This is a genomic window from Dyadobacter luteus (genome assembly GCF_003383615.1).
Classification (GTDB): domain Bacteria; phylum Bacteroidota; class Bacteroidia; order Cytophagales; family Spirosomataceae; genus Dyadobacter; species Dyadobacter luteus.
The window spans coordinates 285,968-303,673 of the sequence record NZ_QNUL01000006.1 but is presented as its reverse complement, the minus strand read 5'-3'; the positions used below and the strand labels follow the sequence as shown (position 1 = coordinate 303,673).

13 protein-coding genes are annotated in these 17,706 nt (G+C 42.5%); 10 read left to right on the top strand and 3 right to left on the bottom strand.

Annotated features, from left to right (window positions below; translation table 11 throughout):
* The first annotated feature begins 616 nt into the window (after nucleotides 1–616).
* The gene (locus tag DSL64_RS11140) at nucleotides 617–2,194 is read left to right on the top strand and encodes a DUF4394 domain-containing protein (protein ID WP_115830944.1); all 1,578 of its coding nucleotides are present in this window, start codon (nucleotides 617–619) and stop codon (nucleotides 2,192–2,194) included.
* 130 nt (nucleotides 2,195–2,324) lie between these two features.
* On the opposite strand, the gene DSL64_RS11135 is transcribed toward DSL64_RS11140, so the two are convergent.
* A complete protein-coding gene (locus DSL64_RS11135; protein ID WP_115830907.1) occupies nucleotides 2,325–4,769 on the bottom strand; it encodes a ribonucleoside-diphosphate reductase subunit alpha in 2,445 nt (814 codons plus the stop codon).
* Between the two features lie 550 nt (nucleotides 4,770–5,319).
* Entirely contained in the window at nucleotides 5,320–5,925 is a 606-nt protein-coding gene (locus tag DSL64_RS11130) for a hypothetical protein (protein WP_115830906.1), read from the bottom strand.
* A gap of 394 nt (nucleotides 5,926–6,319) precedes the next feature.
* Here DSL64_RS11130 and DSL64_RS11125 point away from each other — a divergent pair, with 394 nt between their 5' ends.
* The 7 genes from DSL64_RS11125 (at nucleotide 6,320) to hemC (ending at nucleotide 12,628) form a co-directional block, all read left to right on the top strand.
* Nucleotides 6,320–7,231 carry a sugar phosphate isomerase/epimerase family protein gene (locus DSL64_RS11125; RefSeq protein ID WP_115830904.1) on the top strand — a complete coding sequence of 304 codons (912 nt, stop codon included), beginning with the start codon at nucleotides 6,320–6,322 and terminating at the stop codon, nucleotides 7,229–7,231.
* Nucleotides 7,232–7,350: 119 nt separating this feature from the next.
* On the top strand, nucleotides 7,351–7,602 hold the full coding sequence (locus DSL64_RS11120) for a type B 50S ribosomal protein L31 (protein ID WP_115830902.1): 252 nt from the start codon (nucleotides 7,351–7,353) through the stop codon (nucleotides 7,600–7,602).
* Between the two features lie 130 nt (nucleotides 7,603–7,732).
* Nucleotides 7,733–8,941, top strand: coding sequence for a putative sugar nucleotidyl transferase (locus tag DSL64_RS11115; protein ID WP_115830901.1), 1,209 nt, complete (start codon nucleotides 7,733–7,735; stop codon nucleotides 8,939–8,941).
* A gap of 46 nt (nucleotides 8,942–8,987) precedes the next feature.
* A complete protein-coding gene (locus DSL64_RS11110) occupies nucleotides 8,988–10,106 on the top strand; it encodes a DNA polymerase III subunit (RefSeq protein ID WP_115830899.1) in 1,119 nt (372 codons plus the stop codon).
* A gap of 63 nt (nucleotides 10,107–10,169) precedes the next feature.
* Nucleotides 10,170–10,646, top strand: a complete 477-nt coding sequence (locus tag DSL64_RS11105; RefSeq protein ID WP_115830897.1) for an ATP-dependent zinc protease family protein — start codon at nucleotides 10,170–10,172, stop codon at nucleotides 10,644–10,646.
* Nucleotides 10,647–10,680: 34 nt separating this feature from the next.
* Nucleotides 10,681–11,583 (top strand): 30S ribosomal protein S6--L-glutamate ligase, encoded by a 903-nt coding sequence (rimK, locus tag DSL64_RS11100; protein WP_115830895.1) that lies wholly within the window; start codon nucleotides 10,681–10,683, stop codon nucleotides 11,581–11,583.
* 115 nt (nucleotides 11,584–11,698) lie between these two features.
* Nucleotides 11,699–12,628 carry a hydroxymethylbilane synthase gene (gene hemC, locus DSL64_RS11095; RefSeq protein ID WP_115830893.1) on the top strand — a complete coding sequence of 310 codons (930 nt, stop codon included), beginning with the start codon at nucleotides 11,699–11,701 and terminating at the stop codon, nucleotides 12,626–12,628.
* Nucleotides 12,629–12,700: 72 nt separating this feature from the next.
* Here the strand turns inward: hemC and DSL64_RS11090 are convergent, their stop codons facing one another.
* Nucleotides 12,701–15,574 carry a TonB-dependent receptor gene (locus DSL64_RS11090; RefSeq protein WP_374755829.1) on the bottom strand — a complete coding sequence of 958 codons (2,874 nt, stop codon included), beginning with the start codon at nucleotides 15,572–15,574 and terminating at the stop codon, nucleotides 12,701–12,703.
* A gap of 318 nt (nucleotides 15,575–15,892) precedes the next feature.
* On the opposite strand from DSL64_RS11090, the gene DSL64_RS11085 reads away from it, so the two are divergent.
* Together DSL64_RS11085 and DSL64_RS11080 are read left to right on the top strand one after the other, a co-directional pair.
* Nucleotides 15,893–16,966, top strand: a complete 1,074-nt coding sequence (locus tag DSL64_RS11085; protein WP_199539373.1) for a sensor histidine kinase — start codon at nucleotides 15,893–15,895, stop codon at nucleotides 16,964–16,966.
* Nucleotides 16,963–17,700 (top strand): LytR/AlgR family response regulator transcription factor, encoded by a 738-nt coding sequence (locus DSL64_RS11080; RefSeq protein WP_115830891.1) that lies wholly within the window; start codon nucleotides 16,963–16,965, stop codon nucleotides 17,698–17,700. Before DSL64_RS11085 ends, DSL64_RS11080 begins: the two co-directional genes overlap by 4 nt.
* Nucleotides 17,701–17,706 lie beyond the last annotated feature (6 nt).

Genomic DNA, 17,706 nt, shown 5'->3' with positions numbered 1-17,706 from the left:
CATGTATTAAGCCTGCCGCTAGCGTTCATCCTGAGCCAGGATCAAACTCTCCATTGTAAATTTTTTTGTGATCTCTATTCCGAAAAATAGGACCGAATCTTCTTAAACGAATATTCTTCTTGCTCTCTTCATCATGTCAAAGAACGTCGCTCTGATCTCTCTCAGAACTCGTGGTCTCGATCGTTTTCGCTACCGTTGTTCCCGTTTGGGAGTGCAAAAGTGGCAGCTTTATTTTTAATACGCAAGTATTGATGCAAAGTATTTATGACTTTTTTTGAAGAATTTTCACAAGTAGCTCTATTATAGATATTTAAAATCGAAAGTTTTTGGAAAATTTTCAATGGGGGGGGGAGGCAGTGATCATAAAACACACAATCAATCCCCTGACAGATGTACCAACCAGAAGTCATAATCCTTGTTCTAAACATTAATGGTAATAGAAGGAGCACACTATTATATTATATAGTGTATTCACTGTACGGGCTTTTAACAAATCTTGTATTCCAATAATGCTTATATACTGTCTAGCAGAAAATTTATCATGTCATTTAATCTAAACTATGACTAGGATCGTATATGAGATCGATAATTCTATACTCATCTAATCACTATGCTTATGAAGCTTTTCAATTTACCCACATGGTCTACAAGATCTCTTCTAGGGCTTATTTTACTTGCGGCATCTTTTCAGGCTTGCCAGGATCACCGACTCCCACCTGTGCAGCAGGAGTTGCCGGATCAAACATTCTACGCACTCACTGACAACAATGTTATTTATGAGTTGAATGTAAGAAATACATCAGCCCCTGTGCGTACTATTAATGTAAGCGGTCTGGTAGGTAATGATGTATTAATGGGAATTGACTTCCGTCCTGCAACAGGCCAGCTTATTGCTGTTGGTAAAAACAGTACGATATATAGCATTAATCTTAGCAATGCTTCTCAACCTGGATTAGCAAAGCAAATAGGTACAGCACCCTTTGGTTCCGCTATCACTGCATCTTCTGTAGGTTTTGACTTTAACCCGACGGTAGACAGAATTCGTTTTACTACCAATACAGCACAGAATTTAAGACTTCATCCTGAAACAGGCGCTTTAGCTGTGAAGGACACAGATTTAAATTTAAACACTGTACGTCACGAAGGCATAGGTGCCGTTGCTTACACTAATAGCTTTTCAGGTGCTACTACTACGGCGATGTATGATATTGATCCGGTTGTTGACAAACTTTATTTACAGTCAGATCCTAATGGAGGTGTATTGAAGGAAGTGGGTTCACTTGGATTGGATATCGCTGAAGTAGGCGGATTTGATATCGCACCATGGAAAACTACAGATGGTAAGGAATATGCAATCGCTTCTGTTTTGTTTGAGGGAAAATGGGAACTTGATTTTGTAGATCTGACAACAGGAAGACTTCAAAAACTGGGAGACCTGCCTTCGGGAAAAATTATAGGTATCGCGATCCCTACACCAGTTGCGTATGCTTTAAGTGCAGACAACAAACTGCTCATATTTAATCCGCTTAGTACAAATATCACTGTCATAGAAAAACCTATTGGAGGACTGCCTGGCGGTGTAAGTATTGAAGGAATTGATTTCCGTCCGGCTGATGCTATGTTATATGCACTTGGAAGCAACAGCAAACTTTACACAGTAAATCTGCTTAACGGAGCTGTTACCGAAAAATCATCCTTAAATATTCCTCTTAGCGGAGGCGCCAACCCGAGTTATGGAGTTGATTTCAATCCTTTTGCTGACCGACTTAGAGTAACCAGCAATACTGGACAAAACTTACGTATTGATGTTCAGAGCGGAGTTGTTGCAAAAGATACTACGCTTGCACTAGGAGGAACAATCAGAGGTGTCAACGGTTCAGCTTACACAAATAGCAACTTCGGATTGACCGGAGGAGCACAAACTGTACTTTATAATATTGATAGTGAAACCGGCAAACTTTTCAAGCAGGATCCACCTAATCTGGGAGTATTGGTGGAAATAGGTTCACTGGGAATTACAATAGACAAAGCCAATGGATTTGATATTACTGGTCTGACTAACCGGGGTCATGCACTGCTTACATCAGGTGGCAGCACCGGATTGTATACCATTAACCTGACAACAGGTGCGGCTACCAAAACATCTAACTTCCCGGCTGCCGTGAGAGGCTTTGCTCTAGGATTCAACCTATAACTAAATCGCAGCTTAACAACAGGAGCTGACTCCTGGGTTTGCTCCTGTTTTATTCACTATACATCCCTATAAAAAATGGTCGCCACTTCATCGTGACGACCATTTAATTTTTCAGATCATTCTAAAACCATTACGATCCACAAGCTTCGCATCCTTCCGGATCATCCAGCGAACATTGCATATCCGAACGATTATCGCGGGGAGTTACAGCCTTGGTATGATCCTCAGCATATTGTACATAGTTCAATTCTTTTTCTGCAACTACTGCTGTCGCTGGTTCAAGCTGTGGTTCCGCCTGTTTGGTAAGTGTGAACTGTACAGGATCCGATGCTGCACGGGTTCTCAGGTAGTACATCCCTGTTTTCAGGCCTTTTTTCCAGGCATAAAAATGCATAGAAGTCAACTTACCAAAGTTCGCTTCTTCCATAAATATGTTCAGTGACTGCGACTGGCAAATAAATGCCCCCCGATCCGCCGACATATCCAGCAGGCTGCGCTGCTTGATCTCCCAGGCTGTTTTATACAAATCTTTAATATGCTGCGGAATATTCGGAATAGGTTGCACCGATCCGCTTGCGCGCACCAGGTTGTTTTTCATCTCCTCGTTCCACAAGCCCAACTTCACAAGATCTTTGAGCAGATATTTGTTTACTACCACAAACTCTCCCGACAGCACACGTCTTACATATATATTAGATGTAAATGGCTCGAAGCATTCGTTATTTCCTAATATCTGACTGGTAGAGGCAGTTGGCATCGGCGCCAGCAACAATGAATTACGAACACCATGCTGAACCACTTCTTTTCTCAACTTTTCCCAGTTCCAGCGATTACTTTCCGGTTGCACATTCCACATATCGAACTGGAAGATCCCCTGAGAAATAGGGCTCCCCTTCCAGCTCTCATAAGGACCGTGTTTTACAGCCAACTCCATGGACGCTTCCATCGCTCCAAAATAAATCGTCTCGAAAACATCCTTATTTAATTGGCGTGCTTCATCCGAATCAAATGGCATCCGGAGCAAACAGAAGGCATCAGCCAAACCTTGTACGCCTATTCCGATCGGGCGATGTCTCTTATTACTTTTCTCTGCTTCCGGAACAGGATAGTAATTCAGGTCGATAATCTTGTTAAGATTCCGGGTTATTACCTTAGTAATTTCATATAATTTCTGGTGATTAAACCGCATGAAACCATCAGCACCCTGCTCAACAAATTTTGGAAGAGCAATAGAAGCCAGATTACAAACTGCTATTTCATCAGGCGCTGTATATTCTATAATTTCAGTACAAAGGTTCGAGGATTTGATCGTCCCCAGGTTTTTCTGGTTAGACTTACTGTTCGCATGATCCTTATACAACATGTAAGGCGTACCTGTTTCTATCTGAGATTCCATAATCGCAAACCACAAATCCTGCGCTTTGATTGTTTTGCGCGCCTTGCCTTCGAGCTCGTATTGTTCATAGAGTTTCTCAAACTCTTCGCTGTGCGTATCAGACAAACCCGGACATTCATGAGGATCAAACAACGACCAGGTGTCATTGGACTCAACACGTTTCATGAACAGATCGGGAATCCATAAAGCATAGAACAGATCCCGTGCACGTTGCTCCTCCTTACCGTGATTCTTCTTCAGATCAAGGAAATCGAAAATATCAGCGTGCCAGGGTTCCATATATATAGCAAAAGATCCTTTACGCTTCCCTCCTCCCTGATCCACATAACGCGCTGTATCATTGAAAACCCGAAGCATCGGTACAATCCCGTTGGACTGTCCGTTTGTTCCTTTAATATACGAGCCTGTTGCACGCACATCATGAATGCTCAATCCGATACCGCCTGCTGATTGTGATATCATAGCGCAGTTTTTCAGCGTATCATAAATACCACTGATACTGTCTTCCTTCATCGTCAGAAGGAAACATGAAGACATCTGAGGTTTCGGCGTACCTGCATTGAACAAGGTAGGAGTCGCATGCGTAAACCACTTTTCAGATAACAAATGGTACGTTTCGACAGCAGCCTGCACATCATCCTGATGAATTCCGACCGCCACACGCATAAGCATGTGCTGCGGGCGTTCAACAATTTTACCGTCTACTTTCAGCAGATAAGATTTCTCCAGTGTTTTGTAACCGAAATAATCATAGGCATAATCGCGGTCATATATAATAGTCGAATCAAAAAGGGACGCGTGCTGCCGGATCACATCATATACCTCTTTCGAAATCAGCGACGCATTTTCGCCGGTTTTGCCGTCTACATAGGTATAAAGTCGTTTCATCGTTGCAGAAAACGACTTCAATGTATTTTTATGAAGATTGGATATAGCAACCCTTGCTGCCAGAATCGCATAGTCAGGGTGCTTTGTAGTCATAGAAGCAGCCGTTTCCGCAGCCAGATTATCCAGTTCAGCTGTAGTTACGCCATCGTAGATACCGGAAACAACCTTTTTGGCTACTTCGACGGGTTGAACATAATTGGAGTCAAGGCCATAGCTCAACTTCTCTATACGGGCAGTCACTTTATCGAATTTAACCGATTCGCGGCGACCGTCACGCTTAATGACGTACATAGACATAGAATGTGATTTTTTTAAGGGAAATAGTGATGTTAATATGGGGCGCTGTGATGAAGAATACAGACTTAATCTAACGTTGAAGTAACATCAAAAAATCGAAAATAGCAACAACTTCACTTACAACTAAACACACCCATCCTTCTAAAATACAAGTTAATAAATTGTTAAAAATCTACAAACAAGCATTTTGATTTTTATTAGCCTTCTCAGAATGCTGAAATGCTCTTTTGGGAAATTATTTAACGGCCGTTAAAATTTGGTTCCGGAAAGCATGTTTTTAGGATTCCCGTTGGAACAAAACAGCTACGCAATCGCCTAGATGGATTATCAACACCATTACCACTATTAAAAAAGCCATTTTTTCTTAGCAACCATGTGATCAGCACGGTGCTTCTTGCGGATGAGTTATACCCAACCTACACATAATAATCAATGGAGTAAATACAAATAAATCCGGTTAAGCCTGTCGTTTGCACAAGCGTAACCGGATTTATATTCTCACTGCCCCAATAGGCCATTACTAGTAAATATGAGACGTTATTTACTAGTGCCTCTTGTGTTTTCCAGCTGGTTTTTCCAATTCTTTACTAAAAGTACCATCTGCATTAAACACCAGCACTTTTACCGCATCCCCAATCGTGATAGCAACAAAATACGAACCATCTGCATTCGTAGCTGCTTCCTTCACCGTGGCACCTGCAAAATTAGTGGTGATATAACTCGTTACAGTTGCTGGCAGCGCAGCGGCTTCAATTTTGGTCAGCTTCGCTTTAGGCGTATGCTGCTTTAGCTCCCTGCTGAACGTGCTGTCCGCATTGAATAATAGCCCCTTTACAGTACCGTCTGCCAAAACAATCGCCACGACCACCTTTCCGGAGTCGTCTTGAGCTGCGAATATTACACTGGCTCCTGCATACTGTTCGCTGATATAACTCGTCACAGCAGCTGCTAAATCTGTTGAATTTATCTCCTTTAACCTTCCTTTACAATTTTTCACCGTCACAGAATCAGAAGCCACAGCCATTCTTGCGACTGAAGCAACTACAGTTTCTATACCAGTATCCGATGTGGATTCCGGATTTGCAGTTTCATTTTGGCAACCACCCAACCAAATGCCACAAATTGCGAGCAAAAACAAGATTTTTTTCATTGCGCAAAAAATTAAAATGGGATAAGAAATTAACAATAACATTTACGCCTACGCCATAATAACTGTTGCGAAAATCATTTGAATTATTACCAATCCGATTAAACCCCTTCTCCGAGATGCAGAAAGTGCCCCAAAAGACGACTTTTTTGGTTTGTACGGTACGAGTACCTATCAGGAAACTTGACAGTTTCTATAATCAAAGTGAAAACTCAAACCATACACGTTTACTTGTCAGCTGAATTTCAGATCATTATTAACGTTACTTAATACACTTCAAAAAATATATATCCTGATAATCATAGAAAATTATACTTCAAAACAAGGGTAGGGATAATGATCCCCCTTCTTTTGGCAACCGTAAAGAAGAAGTTCAGCATTGTAAAAAACAAATATCATGAGCATCAAAACAACGGATACATCAAGAAGAAACTTCCTTAAAACCTCCTCTGCTCTGGCAGCTGGTCTGGCAGCCAGTCCGGCACTGTTTGCAGAAGGTTTATCGCTTGAAAGTGGCAAGCCAAAAGGAATATCACTCGGTGTATTTGCATCTTATGACCATGCCAAGTACCTGAGAGATTTGGGATATACATATATTGAAGAATCTGTAGGTGGATTTTTATTACCAAAAGACGGTGAGACCGGATTTAATAATAACCTGCATACCCTTCACGAACTGAAATTTCCGATCTGGTCTTATGTAGTGTTGCTACCCGGTGACCTGAAAACAGTAGGACCCAATGCCGACCATGAAGGTGTACTCGCGCGTACAGAACTGGCATTGAAAAGAGCAAAAGCAGCAGGTTCCGACTATATCGTATTCGGAAGCGGAGGTGCGCGAACCATACCGGAAGGTTTTGATCGTGAAAAAGCCTGGGAACAACATATAGCTGTAACCAAAAAGATGGCACCTTTTGCGGAAAAATATGGTGTTACGATCGCTATCGAACCTTTGAACCGTGGAGAAACTAATCTCATCAACAGTCTGGCTGAAGGCGTAAGAGTTGTGGAAGCAGTAAAGAGCCCAAGAGTAAAGCTACTCTGCGACATTTACCACATGCTGAAGGAAGATGAATCGCCGGATGAGATTGTCAAGTACGGCAAGCATATCGTTCATTGCCATATCGCTGAAAAAGAGGACAGAACGCCTCCGGGAGTGAAAGGTGATGATTTCCGTCCTTATCTGAGTGCCCTTAAAAAAATCGGCTACAATGGTGGATTGTCCATAGAATGTTTTAAATACACTGATTTTGATCGTGAAATAAAAGCAGGTATAGCGGTACTCAAAAAGCAGCTAAGCGAAGTGTAATAAGAAGAAGTAAAAAACGGTAATAAAATAATTACCACATAGTTGCGTCTATAAATTTAAATAATTACTTTTGCAATCCTTTTTGACAATTGTATTGAAACACATAATACCATATACCAATGAAAAAAGATATTCATCCCAACTATAGAGACGTTGTTTTCTGGGATCTATCAAGCGATTATAAGTTCATTACGCGCTCAACTATAGAAACTACTGAAAACATTACCTGGGAAGATGGAACTTCGTACCCGGTATATAAAGTTGAGGTTTCTTCTCAGTCGCACCCATTCTACACAGGTAAAAATGTACTTGTAGATACAGCAGGACGTGTTGACAAGTTCAGAAAACGTTACGGACAGAAAGAAGCTTAGGCTTTACCTGTTTGTTAAAATCCTTAGAGGAAGCAGTCTCCAGGCGAAAGCTTAAAAGAGACTGCTTCTTTTTTTGTGCCCTAGCAAAAATGGACGAACTTTGGCCTGCACATACTCCTGTTATTCTATTATGCCAAGCATTATCCTGTTCGACGAACCTACACTGCGAACTCAACTATTACCTTTTACGTACACGCGCCCTGTGGCTGCCATCCGATGTGGCATAGATACAATTGCGGAAAAGTGGGCGAAATGGCTTTCGACAACGCCATCCTTCCAAACACAGCAATACTTATCTGCTGCTTTCCCCATAAACACATCGCATGACAACCTTTTTATTAACGGCGCGCTTTGCCCTGATCAGGCACTCGTAGATGCCATTGCCGATCTTCCCGAAGAAACTGTCTTGTGTTCCTCAGCAAATGAGATTCTGGCCGTCAACACAGCCAATGCCGGCTGGACTCCTCAATTAGGTTTGTCGCAATTCACATCAGTTGTATATCAGTCATCGTTTACCCTGATCAGAAATATCTGGGACATTTTCACCAATAACGGTACTCAGATAAAAGCTGATTTCAGCCTGATTACAAGTAAAAGGAAGTCGGAGCCATTGACAGATCCTTATACGCGCTGTTACAATCCGGAACAGATTTTTATTGAACCCGGTGCCAATATCAAAGCTGCTATACTGAATGCCGAGAACGGCCCGATATATATAGGTAAAAACACGGTGATTCAGGAAGGCGCGGCAATACAGGGGCCTTTTGCCATGGGTGAAGGATCTATTATTGCACAGAATGCGAAGATCCGGGTTAATACTTCTATCGGACCATTTTGCAAAATCGGTGGCGAAGTAGGTGGCTCTGTAATTTTCGGATATAGTAATAAAGGCCACGATGGCTACCTCGGGAACTCTGTATTAGGTGAATGGTGCAACCTGGGTGCCAATACAAACAACTCCAACCTGAAAAATGACCATACCAATGTGAAGTTGCACAACTATGCTACCAACTCACTTCAGGATACAGGTCTTCAGTTTTGTGGATTGTTTATGGGTGATTATTCCAAAGCAGGTATTTCTACCATGTTCAATACCGGAACTGTGGTTGGTGTAAGTGTCAATGTATTCGGAGCCGGATTTCAGGCAAAACATATTCCTTCCTTTTCGTGGGGAGGCAATGCAGAGGGCTTTATGGAATACCGTTTTCCGAAAGCGGTAGCCGTTGCGAAAGATACCGTAAGTCGCAGAGATGTGGTTTTTGACGATGTACGCCAGCGTATCATGGCCGAAGTATTTGAACAAACCGCTATACAAAGAGGAGAAGCGATTACTGTATAGTCGCTTTTCTAAAAAAATCAATTGAGGAAAGCTTAACAAAACTGAAGTGCTATTTAAGGATATCCCGGGACTGGAAAATATCAAGTCTACATTAAGAAGATCCGTACAGACAAGTCACCTGGCCCATGCACAGTTGTTCGACGGTGCAGCCGGAGGTGGTGGGCTTGCTATGGCTCTTGCTTTTGCAACCTATATCAACTGCGAGAATCGCGGACTTGATGACGCTTGCGGATCCTGTGCTTCCTGTGTCAAAATGAATAAACTGATTCATCCTGACATGCACTTTATATTTCCCATTGCTTCTTCAAAAAAAATAGAAGGTAAAACTAGTGAAGCCTTCATGGCTTATTGGCGGAGCTTTGTATTAGAAAACCCTTACCGCGTATTGCCGGAGTGGCTCGATTACATCAATGCAGAAAACAAACAGGGCAATATATCGGTGGAAGAAGCGAGGGGAATCCTGCGTAAACTTTCTGTTAAATCTTACGAGGGAGAATATAAGATTCTCTTAATATGGAAGCCGGATATCATGAATGCCTCGTCCTCGAATGCTATCCTCAAAATTCTGGAAGAACCTCCCTACAAGACTTTATTTCTTCTTGTAAGCGACCAGTCCGACAGGCTGCTCACTACCATTATTTCCAGGGCACAGCGTGTAGCAATTCCTGCTTTTTCAGATGAAGATGTAAAGCATTTCCTCAGGAGTAAGTCTGTAAGTGATCAGATCGCCAACCAGATAGCTTATTTGTGTGACGGAAATTTGTCGGAAGCCATGCAACTGGTGAAAGAAACAGAAGATGATAGATCGGAATGGTTTATAGAATGGATGCGCTCCTGTTACAAATCAGATATCAGTTTCCTTGTGAAAGCTGCCGATCTGTTCGATGCAATGAATAAAGAAAAACAAAAAGGACTGCTGGATTATGCTCTCAGACTTTTTCGTGATATGCTCGTATGGAGCCATGGCGCGGGAGAACTATTGCGTGTACCACAGGAAGAACTTACTTTCGTACAAAACTTTTCAAAAGCAGTAAATCTGGTAGCACTTGAAAGTATGATTCAGGAAGTAAATGTGGCCTTTATACACATCGAAAGAAATGTAAGAGCCAAGATGGTGTTTCTCGACCTGTCACTCACTATAGCGCGCTTCTTTCAACGCAGGTAGATTTTCCGCCGAAACATATAAGTACAAGTTAATCCCCGGAAACAATCAAGGAGATCACATCCGATGAAGCATCCTATTGAAATTATTGGTGCAACCGATATGGTGGATCTGCCAGAGCTGGGATGGTTTATGGTTCCCGTTCGTGTAGATTCAGGAGCAACAACATCCTCCATCCACTGTTCTAAAGTAAAATTGATTACGGAAGATAACGAAACAGTCCTCAGATTTTACCTGGATGCCCGCAGAGGTGCACCACCTCAATCTTTTACCGTAAAAAATTTCAAAGAGACTATTGTTCGTAACTCCTCCGGAAAAGAGGAAAAGCGGTATGTAATAAAAACCAGCATTAAAATTTTTGGCAGAAAAATCAGAACTGAGTTTACCCTTGCCAACCGAAAAAAAATGAGCTACCCGATCTTACTGGGTCGAAAGCTTCTTAAAGGAAGATTCATTGTTGATGTCGCACAAAAAGATCTTTCTGTAAATCGTTCTAAAAACAAAATCAGTCCGGAGTCGTTAACTGACAAGGCACGACTTTAAAACCCCTCTGCTTTATTAAAATATTTCATCTTTTATGAAAATCGCCATCCTTTCTACCAATCCGGAGTTATACTCCACACGTCGTTTGGTAGAAGCAATCAGGCAAAAAGGCCATAAGGCCGTTGTTATCGACCATGTCAAATGTTTCGTCATGATTGAGGGAGGAAAACCCACGATCATATATAAAGGCAAAGCAGTGAAAGGTATTGATGCTGTGATTCCCCGGATCGGCACATCAGTGAATGCATTTGGCTGCGCTGTGGTTCGTCAGTTTGAGCTGATGAAAATCTTCACGACCGTAAAATCACAGGCAATTCTGAGATCAAGGGATAAACTGCGCAGCATGCAGGTGTTAGCCAAATCAGGGGTTGATATTCCTAAAACGATTTTTGCTAAAAATCCGACGCAGGTAACCGAACTGATCCACCTGGTTGGCGGCCCTCCGGTTATCATCAAACTGCTGGAAGGAACACAGGGTGTTGGGGTTGTGCTTGCTGAGACCATTAAAGCGGCGAAGTCTACCATTGAAGCGTTCTATGGTCTGAAGGCTAATTTTCTCATTCAGGAATATATTGCCGAGTCCAAAGGTGCAGATATTCGTGCTTTCGTGATCGGTAACAAGGTAGTGGCGGCTATGAGAAGGCAAGGTGCTGATGGTGACTTCCGTTCTAATCTTCACAGAGGTGGCGAAGGTTTCAAAATAGAGCTAAGCCCGGAAGAGGAGGAAACCGCAATTGCGGCAGCAAGAGCCTTGGGTGTGAAAATCGCAGGCGTGGATATGCTGCAGTCAGATCGCGGCCCTTTAGTTATGGAAGTTAATTCATCGCCAGGCCTCAGAGGGATTGAAGAAATTAGCGGTATCGATGTGGCGTCACTGATCGTATCCTACATAGAAGATAAAATCGTTACCGATGAAGGAGATACAGTAGGTGTGTAAATCCCGCTGAATTACAATTCTGTTTGATTATGGAAATCAAAATGGCAATCTTTGAAGTTGATATAAAATCCCGGCTAAAAGCAAATTGCCTTTAGCCGACAGCTTTAAAATTTCCATGCAAATAAAAATAGGAACCAGAGGCAGCAAACTGGCTCTATGGCAAGCTTACCACATTGAAAGCCTGTTGCAAGAGGGTGGTATAGAAACTGAAATTGTAATTATTGAAACAAAAGGCGATCAGATTCTGGATCGCTCTTTATCCAAAATCGGCAGTAAAGGTGTTTTCACCCAAGAACTGGAAGAACAGCTAAGAACCGGCGATATTGATATTGCCGTTCATAGTGCCAAAGATCTGCAGTCAGATCTGGATGCTGATTTCGAAATTTCGGCTTTCACCGAACGGGAAATTACCAACGATGTATTGGTAAGCCATAACACAAGTCTTTCTTTACAGAGCGGCCAGCCGTTTGTGATAGGTACCTCGTCTACCAGAAGAATTGCCATTCTGAAACATTTCTATCCTCATATTAAAACGGTAGATATGAGAGGTAACCTTCAGACCCGCCTCAGAAAGTTGGAAGAAGGACAATGTGATGCGCTTCTTCTTGCCTATGCGGGCGTGCATCGTATGGAGTATGATGATAAAATTGCAGAACATTTGAAACTGGAGGAATTCACTCCGGCAGTAGGGCAAGGTAGTGTGGCCGTTGAAAACGCCGTTTCTTTACCAGAGGAAAAGAAAGCTGTATTACGCAAACTGCTTAACCATACACCCACCTCCATACGTCTGCGTACAGAACGTGCTTTTTTGAACAGACTTCATGGTGGCTGCAGCATTCCAGTATTCGGGCTCGCTACTCTGGCTGATGACCAAATCAATCTTACAGGAGGAATTGTGAGCTTAGATGGACAGGAACTTTTGCGTATTAACAAAACAGGATCGACAGAAGCTCCGGAAGCGCTAGGTTATGCTCTGGCAGATGAGCTGCTTACCGCTGGTGCTGACCGTATCTTAAAAGAGATCAGACGTATTCAGGCTCAGTAAAGCTAAATATACAGGACACAAAAAAACCTCTTCGGATCGCGCCGAAGAGGTTTTTCATTTATTCAATAACACCTAGTTTCCTCCCGGAAGTGTTCCGGTTGAATCACGTTTCACCGGTACCGATGTCGAATCCGTTTTAACCGGTACTGCTGGAGTAGCTGGTTTAGCGGTAGAATCTGGTAGTACTGGTGTTGCAGGTTTCACTGTTGAATCGGCAGGTGTAGGAATAGCCTTTCCGGTTGAGTCTGTCTGAGCAGGAATCGCTGGTCTTGCTGTTGAGTCGCTTGTTGCTGGTCTGTTGAAAGAACCTGCAGGGCGAGCCGGACGTGCAGTGCTATCCGCATTCATCGCACCCTGTTGAGGACGGCCACCAGCAGCTGGTCTTGCGGCAGGTGTAGTTACCGCAGGTGCAGCTTGTTGTTGCATACCCCCGCCGTCCATACCTCCACCACCATCGCTTTTCTGGTCGTCGTTATTGATTGATTTCTTTCTTCTGGTCTTTTGCTCAGTAAATGTCATTTTACCTAAGCGGTACGAGAAGTTTACTCTGAAACCTCTGTTATAAAGGAAATTGGTGCTGTTTTGTGTAAATGCATCCGTTTCCAGACTTGTCTTCATACCAAATCTTGGTGCAAGGAAGTTCTCCATACCGAATCCAATGCTACCGCGTTTGTTTTTGAAATCTTTCTTAACTCCGAAGTCATACATACGGAAACCAGCCTGAGTGCCCTGAAGTTGCACTTCGCGACCTCTTAGGAAACCTCCTGCCTGTAATCCCCATCCATTTTTAATAGTAAGCCCCGTTCTGAAACGACCGCTCAATACCACACCTTTGTTACTGGAATTGGTACCTTTATTCACAAGATTTGCATAGTATGCATCAAATCCTCCACCTACTTGCCATTTCTTGAAGAAAGTGATATTACCAAACACATTCACACCATAGTTCTGCTTTTCTCCAATGTTACCATAGGTAGTGCTGATCACCCCATCAGCATCAGTTGTTCTGATACTTTCGATAGAATTGTTCGTAAAGCGTGCAAATGTAGAAACGTTGATGTACAGAGAATTTTTAAAGAAACTCGTTCCCAATTCAACCTGGTCTGTAAGCTCAGGATCCAGTTCAGGATTACCGAATGTTATATTAGTCGGGTTCGCTGAGTTAACGTTAGGATTCAGGAATTGAATACCCGGGCGTTGCAGACGACGGTTATAACCTAATTTAACCGTTTGCCCTTTGCCAAATGTCTGAGACAAATTGATACTTGGTACAAGATTGCCATAAGCCGGCAGATTGAGATTAGTTCTTCCTTCACCTTGCACCGCATCAATAGCGGTATACTCATACCTCGATCCTACTTTTACTGTAAAACGACTTTTCGTAGTCAGGGTATATGAAAAATAACCTGCCGCTACATTCTGATCGTAATCAAGGATGCTGTTAGGACGTGAAGAAATCAATCCTCCATATTGAATATTACTTACTACCTGACGAAAAATACCCTTTCCCCCTACTTCCAGCAACTGATTGTCGCCAATCGGAGTCTGGTAATCAAGCTGAATTGTGCTTTCCTGATTGTGACTACTGTTATCATTTGTTTCCACACCCAATGACTCCATTTGCTGCGCTGTGGTTTGAGCGAAGATATTAGCATCGTAATCGTTTGTCCGGTTATTACGGCTGTACTGACCAGAAATACTCAATTCTTCATTTGGTTTGCTCAATGTTCTGATGTAATCCAGATTCACATCCCATGTTCCTGAAAGGTCTTTTGAATTTACATCACGGAAGCCGGTAGTAGTTGTGCTTCCTGTAGTTCTGAGCGTCGTAAGTTCTTGTGAATTTCTTTGGTTCCGCATACCGTAACGCACACCTGCAGACAGTGAACTCTTTGAATCGATCTCATAATCCCAACCAAAGTTGTAAGAGCCGAACGCCATTTTATTATCAGATTCACTGGTCTGACGAATTGTAAACGCATCAATCTTACCAGTTTGAAGGTTTTCCGATCTACCCGGCATATTATAATTAAAACGTCCGAATCCTCCCAGACTGAATCCCATCTTACCTACACGGTAGTTACCTCTCAATCCCAGGTTAGATCCTCTGTTACCAATACCCGTATCCAGGTTCAATGTTCCACCCTGAATCGTGCTTTTCTTGGTAATAATGTTGATAATACCGGCAGATCCTTCCGCATCGTAGCGTGCCGAAGGAGAAGTGATAACTTCTACCGATTTGATCATATCCGCAGGAATTTGTCTCAGGGCATCGGCCACACTGGTAGCTATGATCGTAGATGGCTTATTGTTGATCAAAACACGAACATTGGAGCTCCCTCTCAATGAAACGTTTCCGTCAAGATCCACGGTAAGCATCGGCACTTTCCTCATCACATCTGAAGCATCTCCACCTTTACTGGTGATATCTTTTTCAGCATTATATACCAAACGATCGACTTTCTCTTCAATCATCTGCGCCATACCGACAACCTCTACTTCGTTCAACTGTACCACATCGGCAGACAATAAAACTGACCCTAAATCAAGATCCGTTTTTCTATCCACTTTGATATCATTAATCGTTTTGGTTTTGTAGCCAATAAAAGAAATTAAAATTTTAAAATTCCCTGAGGCAACTTTGGTAAGGGTGAATGCCCCTTTTTCATCGGTTGTTGTTCCGTCAACCGGATTATTTGTTTTAACATCAACCAACGACAGCGCAGCAAATTCTACCGGTTGCTTAGTTGTTGAGTCTACAAGAATACCTTTGATTTTGCCACTGCCTTTCGGAGCATCTTCAGAAGTACCAGGAATTACGGTCTGCCGCTGGCGTCCGAAATCTCCGCCGCCTCCGCGGTTACCGCCTCCCCCGCCTCCGGGGAACTGGGCGTAAGCCGATGATAGCAGAGTTAAGGTTAAGAGCAGGGAAGTAAATCGTTTCATCATTTTCATGGGAATCGTCAAAAAAAGTAAATACAATATCAAAATAAACGACTGGCTTACACTTCTCTAAGCGCATTAGATGGAAAGGATAGATAAACCGACAAACTCCATGTTTTAAACGATGAATCAAAAACGGAAGAGATCAATTCTTTTACCGCATCACTACTAAAACGCTAAACTTGTCACCAATAGCCTCATAGATCATTTCTGCCCTCCTGTCGACATTCTATAAAGATTGATCGAATGAATTATGCACTTTCGATTTTATCCCCTAAGATTGTAATTGCATATACCAGGCAATCAATAACAATGTCTCAAATGGATTCCCAAAAGGTCAGAAAATTTCCTCCGTTCGTACTGCATTTACTGGGCTGGGGATTTCTACTTCTTTTTCTGATGTGGCAGCCGCTCAGCTGGCAAATACAACTTCCTCATACCTTCTGGATCAAACAGCTGGTATTGCTCGGAATGCTCGTTTGCATTTTTTATCTGAATGTATATTTCTGGTTTCCCCGCTATCTGGCCCGAAACCGGTACCTGAAATTCATTTTGTTCAACATTATATCCGTAGTCATACTCGCGGTTACGATTGAACAAATGCAATCTGCCATACATCACAGGGAATATATGGACAAAGCTTGGCGCAAGGCACATGATGATATGACGCGCCCCAAAAAGCCCAAGGATAAACTTGATTATTTTTCTTTGCTGACTGCCCTGATCGTAATCGGTATAAGCACCAGTATAGCAGCAGTACAAAATGTACAACGCGATAAACAATACCGCCAGGAGCTGGAACAGGATAAAATCAACTCTGAACTTTCTTTTCTGAAAGCGCAGATCAATCCCCATTTCTTTTTCAATACACTCAATAACATTTATGCGCTCACGGTGATAGATGTGGAGGCCGCCCAGCAGGCGCTTCATAAGTTATCCCGATTGATGCGGTATGTGTTGTATGATACCCAAAATGAAACCGTACTGCTAAGTCAGGAAATTGCCTTTGCACAGGATTACATACAGCTGATGGAATTGCGGCTTACCGATAAAGTAACAGTGAAGCTTTCTCCACCGGTGCCGTTACATGATGTCAGTATCGCTCCCATGCTCTTTTTACCATTTATTGAAAATGCATTCAAACATGGTGTAAGCTCGGTTGAAAAAAGTAACATCGACATTCGTATCAGACAAAATGAGAATAAAATTTTCGTTGAAGTAAAAAACACGCTTTTTGCAGAAAAAGGGACGGCACTGGATGAAAGTAATGGCATAGGTATCTCCAACACGCAACGTCGTCTTGACCTGCTTTATCCCGGCAAGTATTCTCTCCAGATGAAGGAAAACAAAGAGGAAAAAGAATTTGAAGTACATCTTGAACTGGAAACCGCATGAGCACTCTGAAATGTATTGCCGTTGATGATGAACCTCTCGCACTCGGCCTTGTCGCTTCTTTTGTTGAAAAAACACCCTTTCTGGAGCTTACAGGTAAGTTTTCAAGTGCAGTGGAAGCATTGGATTTCATACACAAACAAGCTGTAGATCTGATTTTTCTGGATATTCAAATGCCGGATTTAACAGGTATTGAACTGGCCAGGGTGATTGAAAAAGCAGGAAGTAGTGCCCCGAGAATAATCTTTACAACAGCATTTAACCAATATGCATTGGATGGTTTTAAGGTGGACGCATTGGACTATCTTTTGAAACCCTTCAACTATGAAGAATTTCTGAAGGCGTCGACCAAGGCAAAAGCCTACGTTGAACTCGTGCGTAAAGCTTCTCAAAATCCGGCAACTGCTGAAACCAAGGATGAGTATCTTTTTCTTAAGGTAGAGTATCAGCTAGTCCGCATAGCTTATGATGATATCCTGTATATGGAAGGTTTGAAGGATTACGTGAAGGTACACTTAAAATCAGACCAGAAACCGATTCTCTCCTTAACCAGTCTGAAACACCTGGAAGAAAAGCTCCCCCCGGCAAGGTTCATGCGTATTCACCGGTCATTTATTGTGAATCTGGATCAGATCGGAGCGGTAACCCGCAATTCAATTCAGATCGGACAAACCACAATTCCGGTAAGTGATCAGTATAAAGAGAGTTTCAACCAGTTCTTAAGCAAGTGGATGTAACGGCTA